Consider the following 15,425-nt stretch of genomic DNA (forward strand, 5'->3'; position numbering starts at 1 on the left):
GTTCACCGTCCGTTGAGGAACTCGTCCAGGTCTATCATACGTACGCCGTCGACGCCGGGGCTGGCCGCCGTCACCGAGGTGCGGGCGGGCCGGTCGGCGTCGGCGAAGTAGACCGCCTCCAACCGCCCGTCGGGGGTCAGCCCGAACATTGGCGTGTCCACCAGCAGGTCGCGCACGGCAGGAGTGTCGCGCTGCACCCGCAGCCACAGCGCCTTGCCGCCCTGGTGGTCGACCGGCAGCCCCACCGTCGGGTGGAACCGGCGCTTGAACTGGAACACCCCGACCCCCGGGAACGACTCCCCGCCCGCCAGCCCGAGCCAGCGGACGCCGTTGTCGCAGGCCCACTCGATGGCCAGGTAGTACACGGCCTTCACGGCCCCGCTGCGGTAGTGCGCCTCGTCGCCGTCGAGCACGCCGAGCAGCCGCATGGTGAGGCTGCGGGTCTCCGGCTCCCACCGGCACAGCACCCCCGCCACCGGCTTGGCCTCCTCGGTGACGAAGAACAGGCGCCCCTGTCCGAACAGGCACTCCTGCGCGGTCACCCAGTCGGTGCTGCGGGTGTCGGCGCCGTGCCGGCCCGCCATCGTCGGCAGGTGCATCCGCTCCCAGAAGTGCAGCAGGTCCTCGGGGTCGCGGGTGCGCTTCCAGGCCCAGTCGCGCTCGCGGCGCAGCTTGGCGAACTGCCGCCGCTCGTTGCCGGAGACGCGCTTGCGCATCACCTCCGGGTCCTCGTCCACCTCGATGTTGAGGTCGATCCGGTACGGCAGCAGCACCGACCGCTCCGTCGGCAGGGACCGGGCGCGGGCGGTGGAGCAGCCCACCACCAGCAGGTCGGCGTCCTGCTGGTCGAGCAGGCCCGGCCAGCGCCGCGGCGGCAGGTCGACGATCTCGGCCGGGCCGCCGCCGTGCTGCTCCACCTGCGCGCGCAGGTGGGTCAGCACGTAGTGCGGGCCCTCGGCGAAACCCCGGTAGGCGAGGCTGACCCCGCCGGGCGTGCCGTCCGGCGGGGCGGCCGTGATCAGCCGGTTCAGGTACCGGCGGCCGGGACGGCTGTCCCACCACCCGTGCAGGCGGGCCGCCGAGCCCGCGCCGCTGGTCCAGTCGTAGCGTCGACGCGCGAGGGCCCGCCGCAGCGCGGTCGGGCGCGGGGTCACCGCGCCCATGCGGCCTCGCCGGCGGCCAGCAGCACCTCGTGCAGGGCCGCCGCGTCGTCCACGGTGGTGAGGCGGTCTGCCGGGATCGCCCGGTAGTCGTCGGTCCCGTAGCTGCCGGACCCGTGCACGACCACCTCGTCGGCCTCGATCAGGCCGCGCTCGCAGGCGTTGACGACACCGGTCAGCGCCATCACCAGCGACCACTCGCGCAGCTTGCGCGGGTCGGCCGGAAGCTGGATCGACGTGCCCGACAGCATCTGGCGGATCTGCGGGTAGCGCTCCAGGCACTCGTACAGCGACACGACGATGCCGCCGCCGCCCTGGGCCGCGATGATGCTGTTCATCTCGGCCGAGGTGACCGGCGAGCGGGTGTAGAACGTCGGTTCCAGGTTCTCGGCCGGGTCGTAGGTGGCCGCCGGGAAGTGCGGGTCGGTGTCCTGGCGGTACAGGAACGACTTGGGGTCGTAGGTGTAGGCGGGCAGGTTCGCCGGATCGGCGCTGCCGTGGTAGAGGCTGAGCACCATGTCCGGGGTGGCCAGGTGCTGGACCAGGAAGTAGCCCGGACCGGCGTCGCCGCCGTCGAGCACCCGGCCCAGGTGGTGGCCGAGCAGGCCGTACGCGCTGGAGACCGAGTGGGCGTGCACGCGCCGCGACCCCGGCCGGGTCGGGAGCAGGTCGCGCTCGGCGAAGGCCCGCACGGTGTCGGCGGGCCGGTAGTTGTCCAGGTTCAGCGAATACCACACGTTGATGCCGTGCCGGTCGCGCAGGAGCGGCGCGGCGGTGCCGACGGCCTGGTCGGCGATCGTCTTGACGTCGGAGGGGACGTCGCTGTGGTAGACGCACATCGGGTTGCGGCCGCTCAGCGGCGCCTCGCTCAGCGCCGAGGACCACAGCTTCTCCCGGGCGATGCCCGGCACCACGGTCACGATCTGAAGCTGGTCGGGGGTCACCAGGCCGTGCCGGTACGCCCGCAGCACCGCGTCGCGCAGCGCCGTGGCCTTGTTGGCCGACGAGGGCGTCACGATCATGATCGGCTCGCCGGTCGCCTGGATCTGCCGGACCGCCCGAGCGACCATCACCAGCGACGCCATGGTCTTGGTGGTGCGGGTGCCCGGGTTGCGGGTCAGGTCGAGCAGGGTCAGCTCGCGCCCGGCCACCTCGCCGAGGCGGTCGAAGGACAGCTCGCCCGCGCCCAGGAAGCCGACCACGGCGTCGGTGGGGGCGGGCAGCTCGAACGCGGGGTGGAAGCCGGTCGCCCGGTGGGACGCGCCGACGTGCCGCAGCGCGGCCTGGATCTCGTCGTACCAGCGGACCAGTGCGGCAACCGCGGACGTGGTGGTGGGGGTGGTCGTCGTCATGGCAGCCCGGTCAGACGTGCACGACGTCGCCACGGACAGCGTCCATGTGGGCACCCGGCGCGGCGAGGTCGGTGCCGTGCTCCACCACGCGGTTCAGCTCGTCGACGAAGACCACCCGCGGCTTCACCGAGGCGGCCTCGTGGTCGGGCACCAGCCCGTAACAGATGATGATGACCAGGTCACCTGGCTTGATCAAGTGAGCGGCCGCGCCGTTGATCCCGATGACGCCGGAGTCACGCGGCCCCTCGATGGCATAGGTGGACAGACGCGCACCGTTGGTCACGTCCACGATGTCGACCTTCTCACCCGGTAGCAGACCCGCCGCGTCCATCAGGTCGGCACTGATCGTCACAGAACCCACGTAGTGCAGATCGGCCTGGGTGACCGTGGCACGGTGGATCTTCGACCTCAGCATCTCGCGAAACATGGCAAGGCTCCTCACTTATGTGGTGGGAAGACCCCGCCGGGGCGCATGCTTCGCGAACCCCCGCGAGATCTCACCCAGCTTCGGCCAGTGCACCGGTCGGTTCTACTTTGAAAGTGCTCAGTTGTGACAAAGAATGGACAGGATTATGAACGTGTGAACGGGGTATGCGCGCGGGTCAACGGTTGAGCATCCCCGCGACCACCTGACGCAGGTCGTCTGAGGACGACAGGTCGGGCACGGTCCAGCCGTCCAGGTCGTACTCGCTCATGCACTGGTCCACGAACGCCTTGTACCGGTCGAGCTGGCCGGTGGCCATCTGCGCGTGCAGCAGCTCGACGCGCACGTTCTCGTGGTTGCCGGAGTAGTTGCGCTCGTACAGCTCGTGCCGCCCGCCGAACTCGGTCCCGACCGCGTCCCACAGCAGCTTCATCACCTTCACCCGCTCCTCGGCCGAGACGCCGTTCGAGCCGCGCAGGAACCGGTCCAGGTACGGCCGGATGGCGGGGTTCTTGAAATCCTCGGCACTGGAGTTCACATAGATGAGGCCGCTGGCCACGTCCTGCTGGATGATCTCCTTGATCCGCGGGTAGCCCAGCTGCATGAACCAGCGGTACGCCTGCCCGTACTGCGGGTTGGGCAGCAGCGCGCCGTTCTTCCACTGCGCCGGGTTGCGCACGGAGGCGTCCGACAGTGCCCAGAACAGGTTGCGCCAGGCCAGCACCTCGCCCAGCCGGCTCTGCACCCCGCGGAAGTCCTTGGTGCCGGTCAGCTCCACCGCCTTGGCCAGCAGGCCCGCGATGAACTCCAGCTTGACCGCCAGCCGGGTGCAGCCGTGGAAGGTGAACCGCTCGGCGAACCCCGACTGCGGCGCGAACATCTGCACCTTGCCCAGGTCACCGTAGATGAATACGTTCTCCCACGGGATCAGCACCTTGTCCAGGATGAAGATGGTGTCGTTCTCGTCCATCCGCGACGACAGCGGGTAGTCGAACGGGCTGCCCATCACCTCCGCCGTCGCCGTGTACGACGGCCGGCAGATCAGCTTCAGCCCGGGTGCCCCCATCGGCACCGTCGCCACCAGGGCGAACTCCTTCTTGCGGATCGGCAGCCCGAAGTGGGCGATGAAGTTGTAGTGGGTCAGCGCCGAGGCGGTGGCCACCACCTTCGCCCCGCTGACGATCAGGCCCGCATCGGTCTCCTTCTCCACCCGGATGTAGACGTCGGCGAGTTCCTCGATCGGCTTGTTGCGGTCCACCGGCGGGTGCACGATGGCGTGGTTCCAGTACAGGACCTTCTCCTGCGACTCCTGGTACCAGCGGCGCGCGTTGTCGCTGTACGGAGCGTAGAAGTCGGCGTTGGCGCCCAGCGTGCCCAGGAACGACGCCTTGTAGTCGGGGCTGCGGCCCATCCAGCCGTAGCTCATGCGAGCCCAGGCGGCGATCGCGCGCTGGTCGGCGATGAGGTCCTCGACGCTGCGCGGGGTGCGGTAGAACGGATGGGTGAACCCGGTCGAACCGGTGTCGGTCGGCGTGGTCAGCACGCCGGCGTTGGCCGGGTCGTGCAGCGCGTCGTACAGGCGCGCCGTCATCCGGACCGGGTTGCGGAACGCGGGGTGCGTGGTGACGTCCTTGACGCGGTCGCCGTAGAGGAAGATCTCCCGGTCGTCGCGAAGGCTCTCGATGTACTCGTCGCCGGTCAGCGGTCGGGTCACCCGGCCTGCGGGCGCGGCCTGCTCGTCGGTCATCTGCGTCCATCCCTCCTCGGACCCGGCCGCCGACCCGGTCGGGTGGCCGGTACGCGGAGGGCAGGAGCCCGCGCCACCGCGGCGCAACCATCACGACAGATCGACGGCCGCGGATCTTCATCGTCGCATCCGATGTGAATCCACCCGCCTCCGAGAATGCGGACCTACCCGGCGTGGCGGGTTGAATCGCGACCGGATCCACGACAGGGTGCACCCGACCAAGACGCTACGGAGGTGAAACCCATGGGCAAGGTCCTGTGGCACGCGACGATGTCGCTCGACGGATTCATCGCGGGCCCCAAGGGCGAGATGGACTGGATGAGCGGCCACCCCGGCATGACCGCCGAGGAGTTCATGAAGATCATCCAGGCCACGGGCGCGGCGATCACGGGTCGGCGCAGCTACGACGTGGGCGTACGGCAGGGGCACAAGGTTTACGGCGGGGCCTTCACCGGACCGGTGTTCGTGCTCACCCACGAGCCGCCGGCCACATCGGACCCCGGCCTCACGTTCCTCAACGCCGACATCACCGACGCCGTCGCGCAGGCCAAGGCCGTCGCGAACGGCAAGAACGTCGCGCTCATCGGCGCGAACGTCGCCAAGCAGGCCGCGCTGGCGGGCCTGGTCGACGAGGTGCTGATCCACGTGGTGCCGGTGCTCGTCGGCGACGGCACGCGGCTGTTCGACGACCCGGGCTCGGACTGGATCCACCTGGAGCCGATCAGCGTCAACCGCTCCGGCCACCAGGCCGACCTGCGCTACAGCGTCCGCAAGGACGGCTGAGCCGGGCCGGGCGGCCGGCGGCTCCCTCGGGCCGCCGGCCGCCCGATGCTCACGGCACGATCTCCATCTGCGCCATCATGCCCACGGACGAGTGCTCCAGGAAGTGGCAGTGGTAGGCGTACCGGCCGAGGAACCCGGCGAACGTGGCCGCCACCCGCACCGACGTGCCCGGCGGCACCGACACGGTGTCCTTGAGCCCGAGGTCGTCGATCGACGGCGGGACGCCGTCGCGGTCGAGCACCCGGAAGTTGGTCAGGTGCAGGTGGAAGTTGTGCAGGAAGCCGAAACCGCCGTCGCCGTTGACGATCCGCCAGATCTCGGTGGTGCCCTCCTTGATCTGGAAGTCCACCCGGTCCGGGTCGTACGTCTGCCCGTTGACCAGGCCCTGCGGCATCGGCCCGGCCAGGTCGAAGCTCAGCACCACCTCACGCTCGCGCACCGCCGGCGGCACCGGCGGCAGCGGGCGCAGCACCTGCGGCAGGCGGCTGTCGTCGTGCGCGCGCTGCGTGACGTCGAAGCGCAGCAGCCCGCCCGAGGTCGCGTCGGTGAGCATCAGCTGCGTGCCGACGGGCAGCCCGCTGAAGTCCACGACCACGTCGACCCGCTCGCCCGACCCGAACTTGATCTCGGTACGCGGCACCGGCGCGGGCAGCAGACCCTGGTCCGTGCCGACCTGGGTCAGCGGCGCGCCGCCCAGGCTCAGCCGGAAGACGCCCTCGTTGGTGGCGTTCAGCAGGCGGAACCGGTACTTGCGCGCGGCGACCGGGAAGTGCGGCTGGGCCTTGCCGTTGAGCAGGATCGTGGTGCGCAGCCCGGGGTTGCCGTACACCATCGCGCCGGTCTCGTCGAACTGCGCGCTGGTCAGCATGATCGGCACGTCGTACGCGCCGCGCGGCAGGTTGAGGTGGCGCTCCGCGTCGTCCTCGATCAGGTAGAAGCCGTGCAGGCCCCGGTACACGTTCTCGGACTCGGTGCCGTGGGAGTGGTCGTGGTACCACAGCGTCGCGCCCCGCTGGCTGTTCGGGTACTCGTAGCGCTTGGCCGCCCCCGGCGCGATCAGGTCCATCGGGTGGCCGTCGCTGGTCGCGGGCACGTGGCCGCCGTGCAGGTGCACGTTGGCCTCCCGGTCGAGCCGGTTGCGGAAGGTCACCGCGACGGGCCGCCCGGTCTTCGCCCGGATCGTCGGGCCGACGAACGAGCCGCCGTAGGCGAACACCGGGGTCTGGATGCCGGGCACCAGCTCGGCGGTGGTGGCCGTGATGTCCACCTCGTACTCGTCGGCCGCGCGGGTGCGGCGCTTGGGCGCCAGCTCCCGCGGCACCGGCATCCGCACCGAGAAGGGCACGAACTCGGGCGCGACGGTGACCCGCGTCTCCAGCGCGGTCGCCTGGTGGTTGGCGTGGGCCGAGTGGTCGGCCGGGGGCGCGGCGGGCAGCTCGCCGGCCGCGGCGCCGAGCCGGCCGAGCACCGGCGCCAGGGCGGCACCGCCGACCGCGGTCGCGCCGATGGTGAGCATGGTACGTCTTTGCAGCATCCGGTCTCCGTGGATAAGGGGTGAAAAGGCTGAGCCGTCACAGGCAGAGATCGCCGTCCACCATGGACGGTGGATCACGGTCGCGCATCTTCCAAAGTGCTCAGTTTCCGCGTGATTGCGGAGTGCGACCATGTCGCAACCAGGAAGATGCGTCGCGCAGTCGGCCGCACGAGGCTTTTGCCCATGTCGACTTCCGAGGTCACCTCTGCCGACGCGCCCGGCCGCGCTCCCGCGCCCGGCGCGAATCCACCATCGTCGCCGCGCGGCGGGCCCGACCAGGACCGCTACGTGTTCCGGGTCAGCACGTCGCTCGAGGACGAGCCGATCATCGACATGGTGCTGGCCGACTGCTTCGGCTTCGAGGGGATCGTCGCCGGGCCACCGGAGCTCAGCGTCACCGAGCCGGGGCGCAACGTCGTCGTCGAGTACGACGGTGAGCCGGTCGCCAACGTGGGCGCCTTCTCGCGGATGGTCACCGTGCCGGGCGCGGTGCTGCCCGCCGCGCATCTGACCCGGGGCGGCGTGCGCCAGACCCACCGGCGGCGCGGCCTGATGACCCGGCTCATGCGCTGGCACCTGTCGCAGGCCCGCGACGTGCACCAGGAGGCGCTCGCGGTGTGGTGGGCCAGTGAGGCCAAGATCTATCAGCGCTACGGCTCCGGCCTGGCCAGCATCAACCAGAGGTTCTCGATCGACAACCGGGACGTCAAGGTCCGGGTGCCCGAGTGGGACGGCCGGCTGCGTGAGGTGCCCGCGATGTCGGCCCTGCCCGACGTCCGCTCGGTGTACGAGTCGGTGCGGCCGCACCAGCCGGGCTGGTCCAGCCGGCCCGACCCGGTGTGGGTGCTGCTGCTGGCCGACCCGCCGCCGGAGTTCCGGCAGGGCTGGTCAGCCAAGCGCGTGGTGCTGGCCGAGGGCCCCGACGGCGTGGAGGGCTACGCCATCTGGCAGCGCAAGCAGGAGTGGAGCGGCGACATCCGCAACGGCGAGGTGAACCTCGTCGAGATCGCCGCGAGCACCCCCGGGGCGTACGCGTACCTGTGGCAGTTCCTGCTGTCGGTGGACCTGACCCGTACCGTCAAGTGCGACTTCCGGCCGCTGGAGGACCCGCTGCTGCTGCTGGTCGACGAGCCGCGGGCGCTGTACCCGTCCACGACCGACGGCCTGTGGGTGCGGCTGCTGGACCTGCCGACCGCGCTGACCGGGCGGCGCTACAGCAACCCGCTCGACGTGGTGATCGAGGTCGTCGACGACCTGTTCCCGCAGAACTCCGGCCGGTGGCGGCTACAGGCCAAGGACGGCACGGCGACCTGCGAGCGCACGACCGACCCGGCCGACCTGGCCGGCAGCATCAACGTCTTCAGCGCCATCTACCTGGGCGGCACCACGCTGACCTGGCTGGCCGCGGCCGGTCAGGCGCGCGAGCTGCGGCCGGGTGCGCTGGCCGAGACGGATCTGGCGTTCTCGTGGCCGGTCAAACCGACCGGTCTCGGCATCTTCTGACGGGTTGGAGGCGACCATGGGACTGTTCCACCGGCGGCTGCCGAACGGTCTGGAGGTGGCGCAGGTCGATCCCGGTGAGGCGGCCCTGCTCTACCGCGAGATCTTCGTCGAGGGGTCGTACCTTCGCGAGGGTTTCCCGACCACGCCGCTCAAGACGATCGTCGACGTCGGCGCCAACATCGGCCTGGCCTCGATCTTCTTCAAGCAGCACCACCCGGACGCACTGGTCGTGGCGATCGAGCCGGGGCCGGACACCTTCCAGGCGCTGCAGGAGAACTTCACCCGGCACGTGCCCGGCGGCATCGCGCGCAACGTCGCCGCGTCCGACCGCAACGGCACGGCCCGCTTCGGCTACTACCCGAAGTCCCCGGCCGAGTCCGGCTTCTACGCCGAGCAGGCCGAGGACACCGAACTGGCCCGCCAGCTGCTGATCCAGACGGGCCTGAGCGAGCGCGACGCCGGGCGGCTGGCCGAGTCGCGCCACGCCATCTCCTACCTGGAGTGCGAGACGGTGACGCTGTCGGAGCTGTTCCGGCAGGCGGGGCTGGACCGGATCGACCTGCTCAAGATCGACGTGGAGAAGGCCGAGCGCGAGGTGCTGGCCGGCATCGAGGCGGCGGACTGGGCCCGGATCGGGCACGTGGTCCTCGAGGTGCACGACATCGAGGGACGGCTGGAGCAGACGCTCGATCTGCTGCGCGGGCACGGCTTCACGGTCGACGTCGCGCAGGAGGCGCGGCTGGCCGACACCGACATGTACATGATCTTCGCCGCCCGGACGGCCTGATCCGGCCCGCCGACCCCCGTACCGACGACAGGAAGGCCTTATATGACGACGACCCATGACGCACCGGCGCAGAGCGTCGCCCCGCCCGAGCCGGACCTGACCCCGGCCGACCTCATCGCGCGCGCCGAGGCGCTGTCCGCGCTGCTGGTGGAGCGCCAGGCCGAGACCGAGCAGCGCAGCTTCTACAGCGAGCAGACGCACAAGGAGTTCGCCCAGGCGGGCTTCTACCGGATCATGGTGCCGCGCCGCTACGGCGGCTACGAGTTCGGGCTGGACACCTTCCTGAAGGTGACGATGATCCTGGCCCGCGGCTGCGCGTCGACGGCCTGGATGTACTGCCTGGGCGCGGCCCACTCGCTGATCGCGGCGACGGTGTTCGAGGAGCGGGCGCAGCGGGAGATCTTCGCCGAGGGCGACTTCATCGCCCCGATGCCGATCGCCCCGACCGGCACGGCGCGGCGCACCCCGGAGGGCGACTGGGAGATCAACGGCACCTGGGCGTACTGCTCGGGCGCGCCGTACGCCTCGCACCTGATCGCCCACGCCCTGGTGATGGGTGAGGACGGCGAGCCGCCGTACCCGCTGCTGTTCGTGGCGCCGCGCAGCCAGTGGAAGATGCTGGAGGACTGGGGCGACATGCTCGGCCTCAAGGGCAGCGGGTCGCACACCGTCACCATCGAGAACGGGCGCATCCCCGGCTACTGCGCCATCGAGGGCGTCCACGTGAGCACGGTCGACGTCACCGGCGGCACGCCGGGGCTGGCCCTGCACGGCAACCCGATGTACGGCGGGGCGCCGACGAGCTCGATGGCGATGGAGGGCGCGGCGCTGGCGGTGGGCATGGCGGGCAACGCGCTCGCGGCGTACGAGGAGGTGCTGCGGACGAAGACGACCATGGCGCCGCCCTTCGCCCCCCGCATGCAGGACCCCGACTACCAGCGCTGGTACGGCATGGCCCTGACGAAGATCGCCGCCGCCGAGGCCATCACGATGAACGCGATCCACCAGTGGCAGGAGCTGTGCGCCCAGGGCCCGGCCTCGTTCACCCCGGACCGGGACCTGCTGCTGGCGATGATCTGTGGAGAGGCGGCGGACCTGTCCTGGTTCGCGGTGGAGAACATCATCCACTCCACCGCGGGCTCGGGCGCCGCGCGCACCGGCGAGCGGCTGGAGCGGGCGTGGCGTGACCTGTCCACCGGGCACACCCACGCCGGCTTCGCGGTGGTGCTGAAGTCCGCCATCCCCCGCGCCCTGGCGCAGCTGCGGTTCGGCGTGCCGCCGATGGTCTCGACGCACTGAGCGCCGGGCACGGATGAGCCGAGGCCGCCCCGGGAGTCCCGGGGCGGCCTCGGCGTCTGTCGGCCCTGGCGGTCAGCCCAGGGCGGCCTGCTCGGCGGGCGCCTCGGCCGGCGCCCCCGACTGCGCCGGCACGGCGGCCGGACGCGGACGGTTCATGTACGACAGCAGCAGCGCGATGCCCAGGAAGACGACCGCACCCACGATGGCGGCGACGTTCATGCCGCTGGTGAACGCGTCGTGCGCCTTCGACAGCAGCGCCTGGGCGCCGTCCGCGGGCAGCTGGGTGGCCGCCTGCGCCGCGCCGACGACCGTGTCGCGCGCCAGATCGGCCTGAGCGGGCGCCAGCCCGCCGAGGTCTGCCGACGACATCTGGGAGACGTAGATGGCGGCGCCGATGGTGCCCATGAGCGCGATGCCGAACGTCGACCCGAAGGTGTTCGCCGTCTCCGACAGCGACGCCGCCGAACCGGCCCGCTCCGGCGGGACGGAACCGACGACCAGGTACGTGCCCAGGGCGAACAGCGGGCCCGCACCGATGTGGATCAGAATGAGCCCGACGACGATCTGGGGCAGCCCGCCGTCACCGCTGACCAGCGCGATCAGGACCCAGCCGACGACCGCGACCAGCAGACCCAGCGTGATCACCACCGGCGGGCGGAGCTTGCGGGTCAGCAGCGGCCCGAACTGCGCGCCGATGGCGATGGAGACACCGGCCGGCAGCAGCCACAGCCCCGCCTTCGGCGGGGAGAAGCCGAGCACCGTCTGCACGTACTGGCTGGACAGCAGGAACGCGCCGGCCATGGCGGCCGCCGCCAGCAGCAGCGACAGCAGCGTCACGCGGAAGGTCGGGTTCGCGAACAGCCGCAGGTCCAGCAGCGGGCTGGTGAGCCCGAGCTGGCGGCGGATGAACACGAACATGATGACGGCACCGAGCACGAGCGCGCCGAACGTCGTCAGCGGCTTGTCCGCGCCGTGCACGGCCAGTTCCTTGAGGCCGTAGATCAGCAGCAGGATCGCGGCGACCGACAGGGCCACGCTGAACAGGTCGAGGCGGCCGGAGCCGGGGTTCTTGTACTCCGGCAGCAGGATGGGGCCCACGACCAGCAGCAGCACCATCACCGGCACGCCGAGCAGGAAGACCGAGCCCCACCACCAGTGGTTGAGCATGAGTCCACCGACCACGGGACCGATCGCGGCGCCGGTCATCATGCAGCTGACCCAGGTCGCGATGGCGGTGCCGCGCTGGCGGTCGTTGCGGAACATGTTGGTGATCAGGGCCAGGGTCGAGGGCATCAGGGTCGCCCCGGCGATGCCCAGCAGCGCCCGCGACACGATCAGCATCTCGGCACTGGACGAGTAGGCCGCCACGACGCTCAGCACGCCGAACATGAAGCCGCCGATGAGCAGCAGCTTGCGGCGGCCGATGCGGTCGCCCAGGGTGCCCATGGTGACCAGCAGGCCCGCGGTCAGGAAGCCGTAGATGTCCGCCACCCACAGCTGCTGCGTGCTGGTGGTGTGCAGATCGACGCTCAGGTGCGGCAGCGCCAGGTAGAGCGCTCCGATGTCGAGCGCCCCCAGCAACGTGGGCAGGGCCAGCACGGCCAGCCCGATCCATTCCCGCTTACCGGCAAGCGGGCTGGCCTCGGTGGGGTTTGCGCCTTGCAATGCAGGTTCCTTCCTCGAACGCGGAGATCGTGGGGGGAGTCCGCCACGCTCACTGCGTGCCGGAAACAAAGATGAGGAGGGTATGTGGACGGTGTCCACAATACCCTCCTCGATGGCCGGGGCGGAACCACCCATGACCGACAAATGGTCCCGAGTGGCCTCACGTCGCCGTCCTGAGCCGAGTCCACCGCTAGTTGGAGGCTCCGGCCGACGCACGGGTCGGCTCCTCGGCGGACGGACCGCCGAAGATCGACTTGGCCAGCACCCGCAGGACCATGCCTGGGCGCATCAGCGCCTCGGGGCGGTCCATCATGCCCGCGGCCCGCATGTACGCCGTGGTCACCGCGGTGTCGCGGGTCGCCGCGGCCTGCACCAGGTTGAGGTACGCCTGCTGCATCTTCACCATGAACGGCCGCTCACCCTCGACCTCGGGGAAGCTGAGGTCCACCACGCTGGTCATGCCCCACGGCGCGTCGATCACGTCGCGGGCCAGGTCGCGGAAGTACTCCAGCGGCCGCGTCTCGGGCGCCGCCCGCAGGTGGTCGCGCAGCGCCAGCGCCGACAGCGCCGCCACCGTCATGCCCTGCGCGTACACCGGGTTGAAGCTGGTCACCGCGTCCCCGGTCACCAGCAGGCCCAGGGGCAGGCTGCTCATCCGCTCGTAGCGGCGGCGGATCGTGGTGGGGTACCGGTAGGACACCGGCTCGTCCAGCGGCTTGGCGTACCGGACCGCGTCGTAGATGTCCTGGGTGCTCAGCGACTTGACGAACTCGAAGTAGCCCTCCTGGTCCGTCGGCGGGTGATCGCCGAGCAGGCCGTAGACGGTCAGCTCCCACTTGCCGTGGTCGGTCTTGGTGAAGATCGCACCGCGCGGCCGCTCCGGCGACGCCACCGGGATGATCGCGAGCTCGCCGTCGAGCGGGTCGCCGTCGATCTCGTAGTGCTGGGTGGCGTACATCAGGTCGACCTTGATGCGGTCTTCCTCGACCTTGGGGTAGCCGAACTGCTCCAGCCACACCGGCGTACGCGAGCCGCGGCCGGTCGCGTCCACGACGAGGTCGGCGGTGACCGCCTCCTCCCGCGACCCCGTCTCCTGCCGCTGCACCCGCACCCCGGTGATCCGGGAGCGGTCGGGTGTGGCGGTCAGGCCGACGATGTCGCGCTCCTCCAGGAAGGACACATTCGGCAGGGCGCTGGTGCGCTCGCGGATGTGCTGCTCCAGCAGCGGGGCGGTGACCGGCACGGCGATGTAGCCGATGTCCTCGCGCTTGAGCGGCTTGTCGTGGAAGTACCAGCGCACCGAGCCCACGAAGTCGCCACTGGGGCACTCGTCGGCCATGAGCTCCTCGGTGATGCCGGGGAACAGGTCCTCCATCACCAGGCGCCCCTTGACGTGCATGGCGTTGATGTGACGGCCCTGCGGCCGGCCGCGGCGCGGGCCGTCCACCCCGAGGAGGCGGTCGCGGTCGACCACGAGCACCTCGTCGTACAGCTCAGACAGCACGCGTGCCGCGAACAGGCCCGCGATGCTGCCACCGAGCACGACGGCCCGGCTTCTGTCAGACATGTCCAGTCTCCTATCGGTGCGGCCCGGCGCCGCGGTCAGCGGGGGCCGGAAGGGACGGCGCCCAGCAGGCCGCCGTCGACGACCAGCTCCTGGCCCGTCACGTACGCCGCGCGCGGCGACAGCAGGAAGGCGACCGCCTCGGCGACGTCGTCCGGGCTGCCGATGCGGCCCAGCGCCACCTGGTTGCGGAAGATCTCCTTGACGTGCTCGTTGCCGCCGGTGACGCCCTCGAACATGTCGGTGGCCACGTGGCCCGGCGTGATGGTGTTGACGCGGATGCCGCGGTCGGCCAGGTCGGCGGCGAACGCGCCGGTCAGCGCGAGCACCGCGGCCTTGGTCGAGGAGTACACCGAGCCGATGGCCAGGCCCTGGTGCGCGGTCCACGACGCGTTCAGCACCACCGACGCACCCTCGCCCAGCAGCGGCAGCGCGCGCTGGACGGTGAAGAAGGCACCCTTGAAATTGGTGGCGACCACGCGGTCGAAGTCGGCCTCGTCGACGTCGGCCAGCCGGCCCACGGTGCCGGTGCCCGCGTTGACGAACAGGCCGTGCAGGCTGCCGAAGCGGGCGCGGACCTGCTCGACGAGCTGGTCCAGCTCCTCGGTGCGGCTCACGTCGGCGGTGACGGTCAGCACCCGCTCGCCCGCGTCCAGCGACTTGGCCGCCGAGGCGAGGCGCTCACTGCTGCGCCCGGCCAGGGCAACACATGCCCCCGACGCCAGCAGCCGCCGGGCGGTGGCGAGGCCGATGCCACTGCCGCCACCAGTGATAAGCACGAATTTGTCCTGGAAGTCTGTCATGCGATTAGACTCACATCGGAGTCTTTCCGGTGCATCTCCAGGATTGCCGTGTGGAGTCGGCCAATCACAGATGCGGAATAATCGTCCCGCGACCGGCCCGGCCCCAGTGGAGAGAGATGAGTGCCACCCCGCCCACCCGCAGCACCTACCGGCACGGCGACCTGCGCCGTGCGCTGCTGGACGCGGGGATCGAGATGGCCCGCGACGGCGGCCCGGACGCCGTGGTGCTGCGCGAGGCCACCCGCCGGGTGGGGGTGGCCCCCAACGCGGCGTACCGGCACTTCGCCGACCGGCAGGCGCTGCTCGACGCGGTCTGCTCCGCCGCCCAGGCCACCCTGGCCGACGCGATGGAGTGCCAGCTGGCCGTGCTGCCGCCGGCCGCCGACGACGCGGCGGCGGCGCGGGCCCGGCTGCGCGCGGTGGGCACCGGCTACCTCTCCTTCGCCGTGGCCGAACCCGGCCTGTTCCGCACCGCGTTCTCGGTCCCGGCGGACCTGTCCACCGCGAGCAGCCCGGACAAGCGCGGCGGCCGCGACCGCGCGCCGCTGGAGATCCTCACCGACGTGCTGGACGAGATGGTCAAGGCGGGTGCGCTGGCACCGCAGCGGCGGCCGCGCGCCGAGTTCCTCGCCTGGTCGGCGGTGCACGGGCTGGCCACGCTGCTCATCGACGGGCCGCTGCGGGCCTTCGGCTCGGCCGGGCTCGGCGATCTGGGCACCCGGCTGCTCGACATGGTCGAGAAGGGACTGTGATCTCTTAAACCGACGGGATTGAGCATTCTGAAAGATGCTCGATCGGGGTGAC

At 70.9% G+C, this 15,425-nt stretch carries 13 protein-coding genes; 5 read left to right on the forward strand and 8 right to left on the reverse strand.

Going from position 1 to position 15,425, the window contains the following annotated elements; all coding sequences use genetic code 11:
- Window positions 1-2: 2 nt before the first annotated feature.
- From Cs7R123_RS07545 to Cs7R123_RS07560, 4 genes are all read right to left on the reverse strand, one after another.
- Window positions 3-1,163 carry a GNAT family N-acetyltransferase gene (locus Cs7R123_RS07545; RefSeq protein ID WP_212824572.1) on the reverse strand — a complete coding sequence of 387 codons (1,161 nt, stop codon included), beginning with the start codon at window positions 1,161-1,163 and terminating at the stop codon, window positions 3-5.
- The gene (locus Cs7R123_RS07550) at window positions 1,151-2,512 is read right to left on the reverse strand and encodes a DUF6002 family protein (RefSeq protein WP_212824574.1); all 1,362 of its coding nucleotides are present in this window, start codon (window positions 2,510-2,512) and stop codon (window positions 1,151-1,153) included. Before Cs7R123_RS07550 ends, Cs7R123_RS07545 begins: the two co-directional genes overlap by 13 nt.
- Before the next feature lie 10 nt (window positions 2,513-2,522).
- A complete protein-coding gene (gene panD / locus Cs7R123_RS07555; RefSeq protein WP_212824576.1) occupies window positions 2,523-2,939 on the reverse strand; it encodes an aspartate 1-decarboxylase in 417 nt (138 codons plus the stop codon).
- Between the two features lie 175 nt (window positions 2,940-3,114).
- Entirely contained in the window at window positions 3,115-4,683 is a 1,569-nt protein-coding gene (locus tag Cs7R123_RS07560) for a 4-hydroxyphenylacetate 3-hydroxylase N-terminal domain-containing protein (RefSeq protein ID WP_212824578.1), read from the reverse strand.
- Window positions 4,684-4,926: 243 nt separating this feature from the next.
- On the opposite strand from Cs7R123_RS07560, the gene Cs7R123_RS07565 reads away from it, so the two are divergent.
- On the forward strand, window positions 4,927-5,466 hold the full coding sequence (locus Cs7R123_RS07565) for a dihydrofolate reductase family protein (protein ID WP_212824580.1): 540 nt from the start codon (window positions 4,927-4,929) through the stop codon (window positions 5,464-5,466).
- Between the two features lie 49 nt (window positions 5,467-5,515).
- On the opposite strand, the gene Cs7R123_RS07570 is transcribed toward Cs7R123_RS07565, so the two are convergent.
- The gene (locus tag Cs7R123_RS07570) at window positions 5,516-7,000 is read right to left on the reverse strand and encodes a multicopper oxidase family protein (RefSeq protein ID WP_212824582.1); all 1,485 of its coding nucleotides are present in this window, start codon (window positions 6,998-7,000) and stop codon (window positions 5,516-5,518) included.
- 183 nt (window positions 7,001-7,183) lie between these two features.
- Here Cs7R123_RS07570 and Cs7R123_RS07575 point away from each other — a divergent pair, with 183 nt between their 5' ends.
- From Cs7R123_RS07575 to Cs7R123_RS07585, 3 genes are read left to right on the forward strand one after another with little or no spacing between them, the layout of a single operon-like run.
- Window positions 7,184-8,503, forward strand: coding sequence for a GNAT family N-acetyltransferase (locus Cs7R123_RS07575; protein ID WP_212824584.1), 1,320 nt, complete (start codon window positions 7,184-7,186; stop codon window positions 8,501-8,503).
- 16 nt (window positions 8,504-8,519) lie between these two features.
- Window positions 8,520-9,290 (forward strand): FkbM family methyltransferase, encoded by a 771-nt coding sequence (locus Cs7R123_RS07580; RefSeq protein WP_212824586.1) that lies wholly within the window; start codon window positions 8,520-8,522, stop codon window positions 9,288-9,290.
- Window positions 9,291-9,332: 42 nt separating this feature from the next.
- Complete coding sequence (locus Cs7R123_RS07585) at window positions 9,333-10,589, forward strand: acyl-CoA dehydrogenase family protein (RefSeq protein ID WP_212824588.1); 1,257 nt, start codon at window positions 9,333-9,335, stop codon at window positions 10,587-10,589.
- Window positions 10,590-10,661: 72 nt separating this feature from the next.
- Here Cs7R123_RS07585 and Cs7R123_RS07590 read toward each other — a convergent pair whose 3' ends face one another.
- From Cs7R123_RS07590 to Cs7R123_RS07600, 3 genes are all read right to left on the reverse strand, one after another.
- A complete protein-coding gene (locus tag Cs7R123_RS07590) occupies window positions 10,662-12,254 on the reverse strand; it encodes an MFS transporter (RefSeq protein WP_212824590.1) in 1,593 nt (530 codons plus the stop codon).
- A gap of 190 nt (window positions 12,255-12,444) precedes the next feature.
- Entirely contained in the window at window positions 12,445-13,821 is a 1,377-nt protein-coding gene (locus Cs7R123_RS07595; RefSeq protein WP_212824592.1) for an NAD(P)/FAD-dependent oxidoreductase, read from the reverse strand.
- Between the two features lie 35 nt (window positions 13,822-13,856).
- Window positions 13,857-14,621, reverse strand: a complete 765-nt coding sequence (locus Cs7R123_RS07600; RefSeq protein ID WP_212824594.1) for an SDR family NAD(P)-dependent oxidoreductase — start codon at window positions 14,619-14,621, stop codon at window positions 13,857-13,859.
- Between the two features lie 116 nt (window positions 14,622-14,737).
- On the opposite strand from Cs7R123_RS07600, the gene Cs7R123_RS07605 reads away from it, so the two are divergent.
- On the forward strand, window positions 14,738-15,373 hold the full coding sequence (locus Cs7R123_RS07605) for a TetR/AcrR family transcriptional regulator (RefSeq protein ID WP_212824596.1): 636 nt from the start codon (window positions 14,738-14,740) through the stop codon (window positions 15,371-15,373).
- The last annotated feature ends 52 nt before the right edge of the window (window positions 15,374-15,425 follow it).

Origin of the sequence: Catellatospora sp. TT07R-123 (assembly GCF_018327705.1) — a bacterium.
Classification (GTDB): domain Bacteria; phylum Actinomycetota; class Actinomycetes; order Mycobacteriales; family Micromonosporaceae; genus Catellatospora.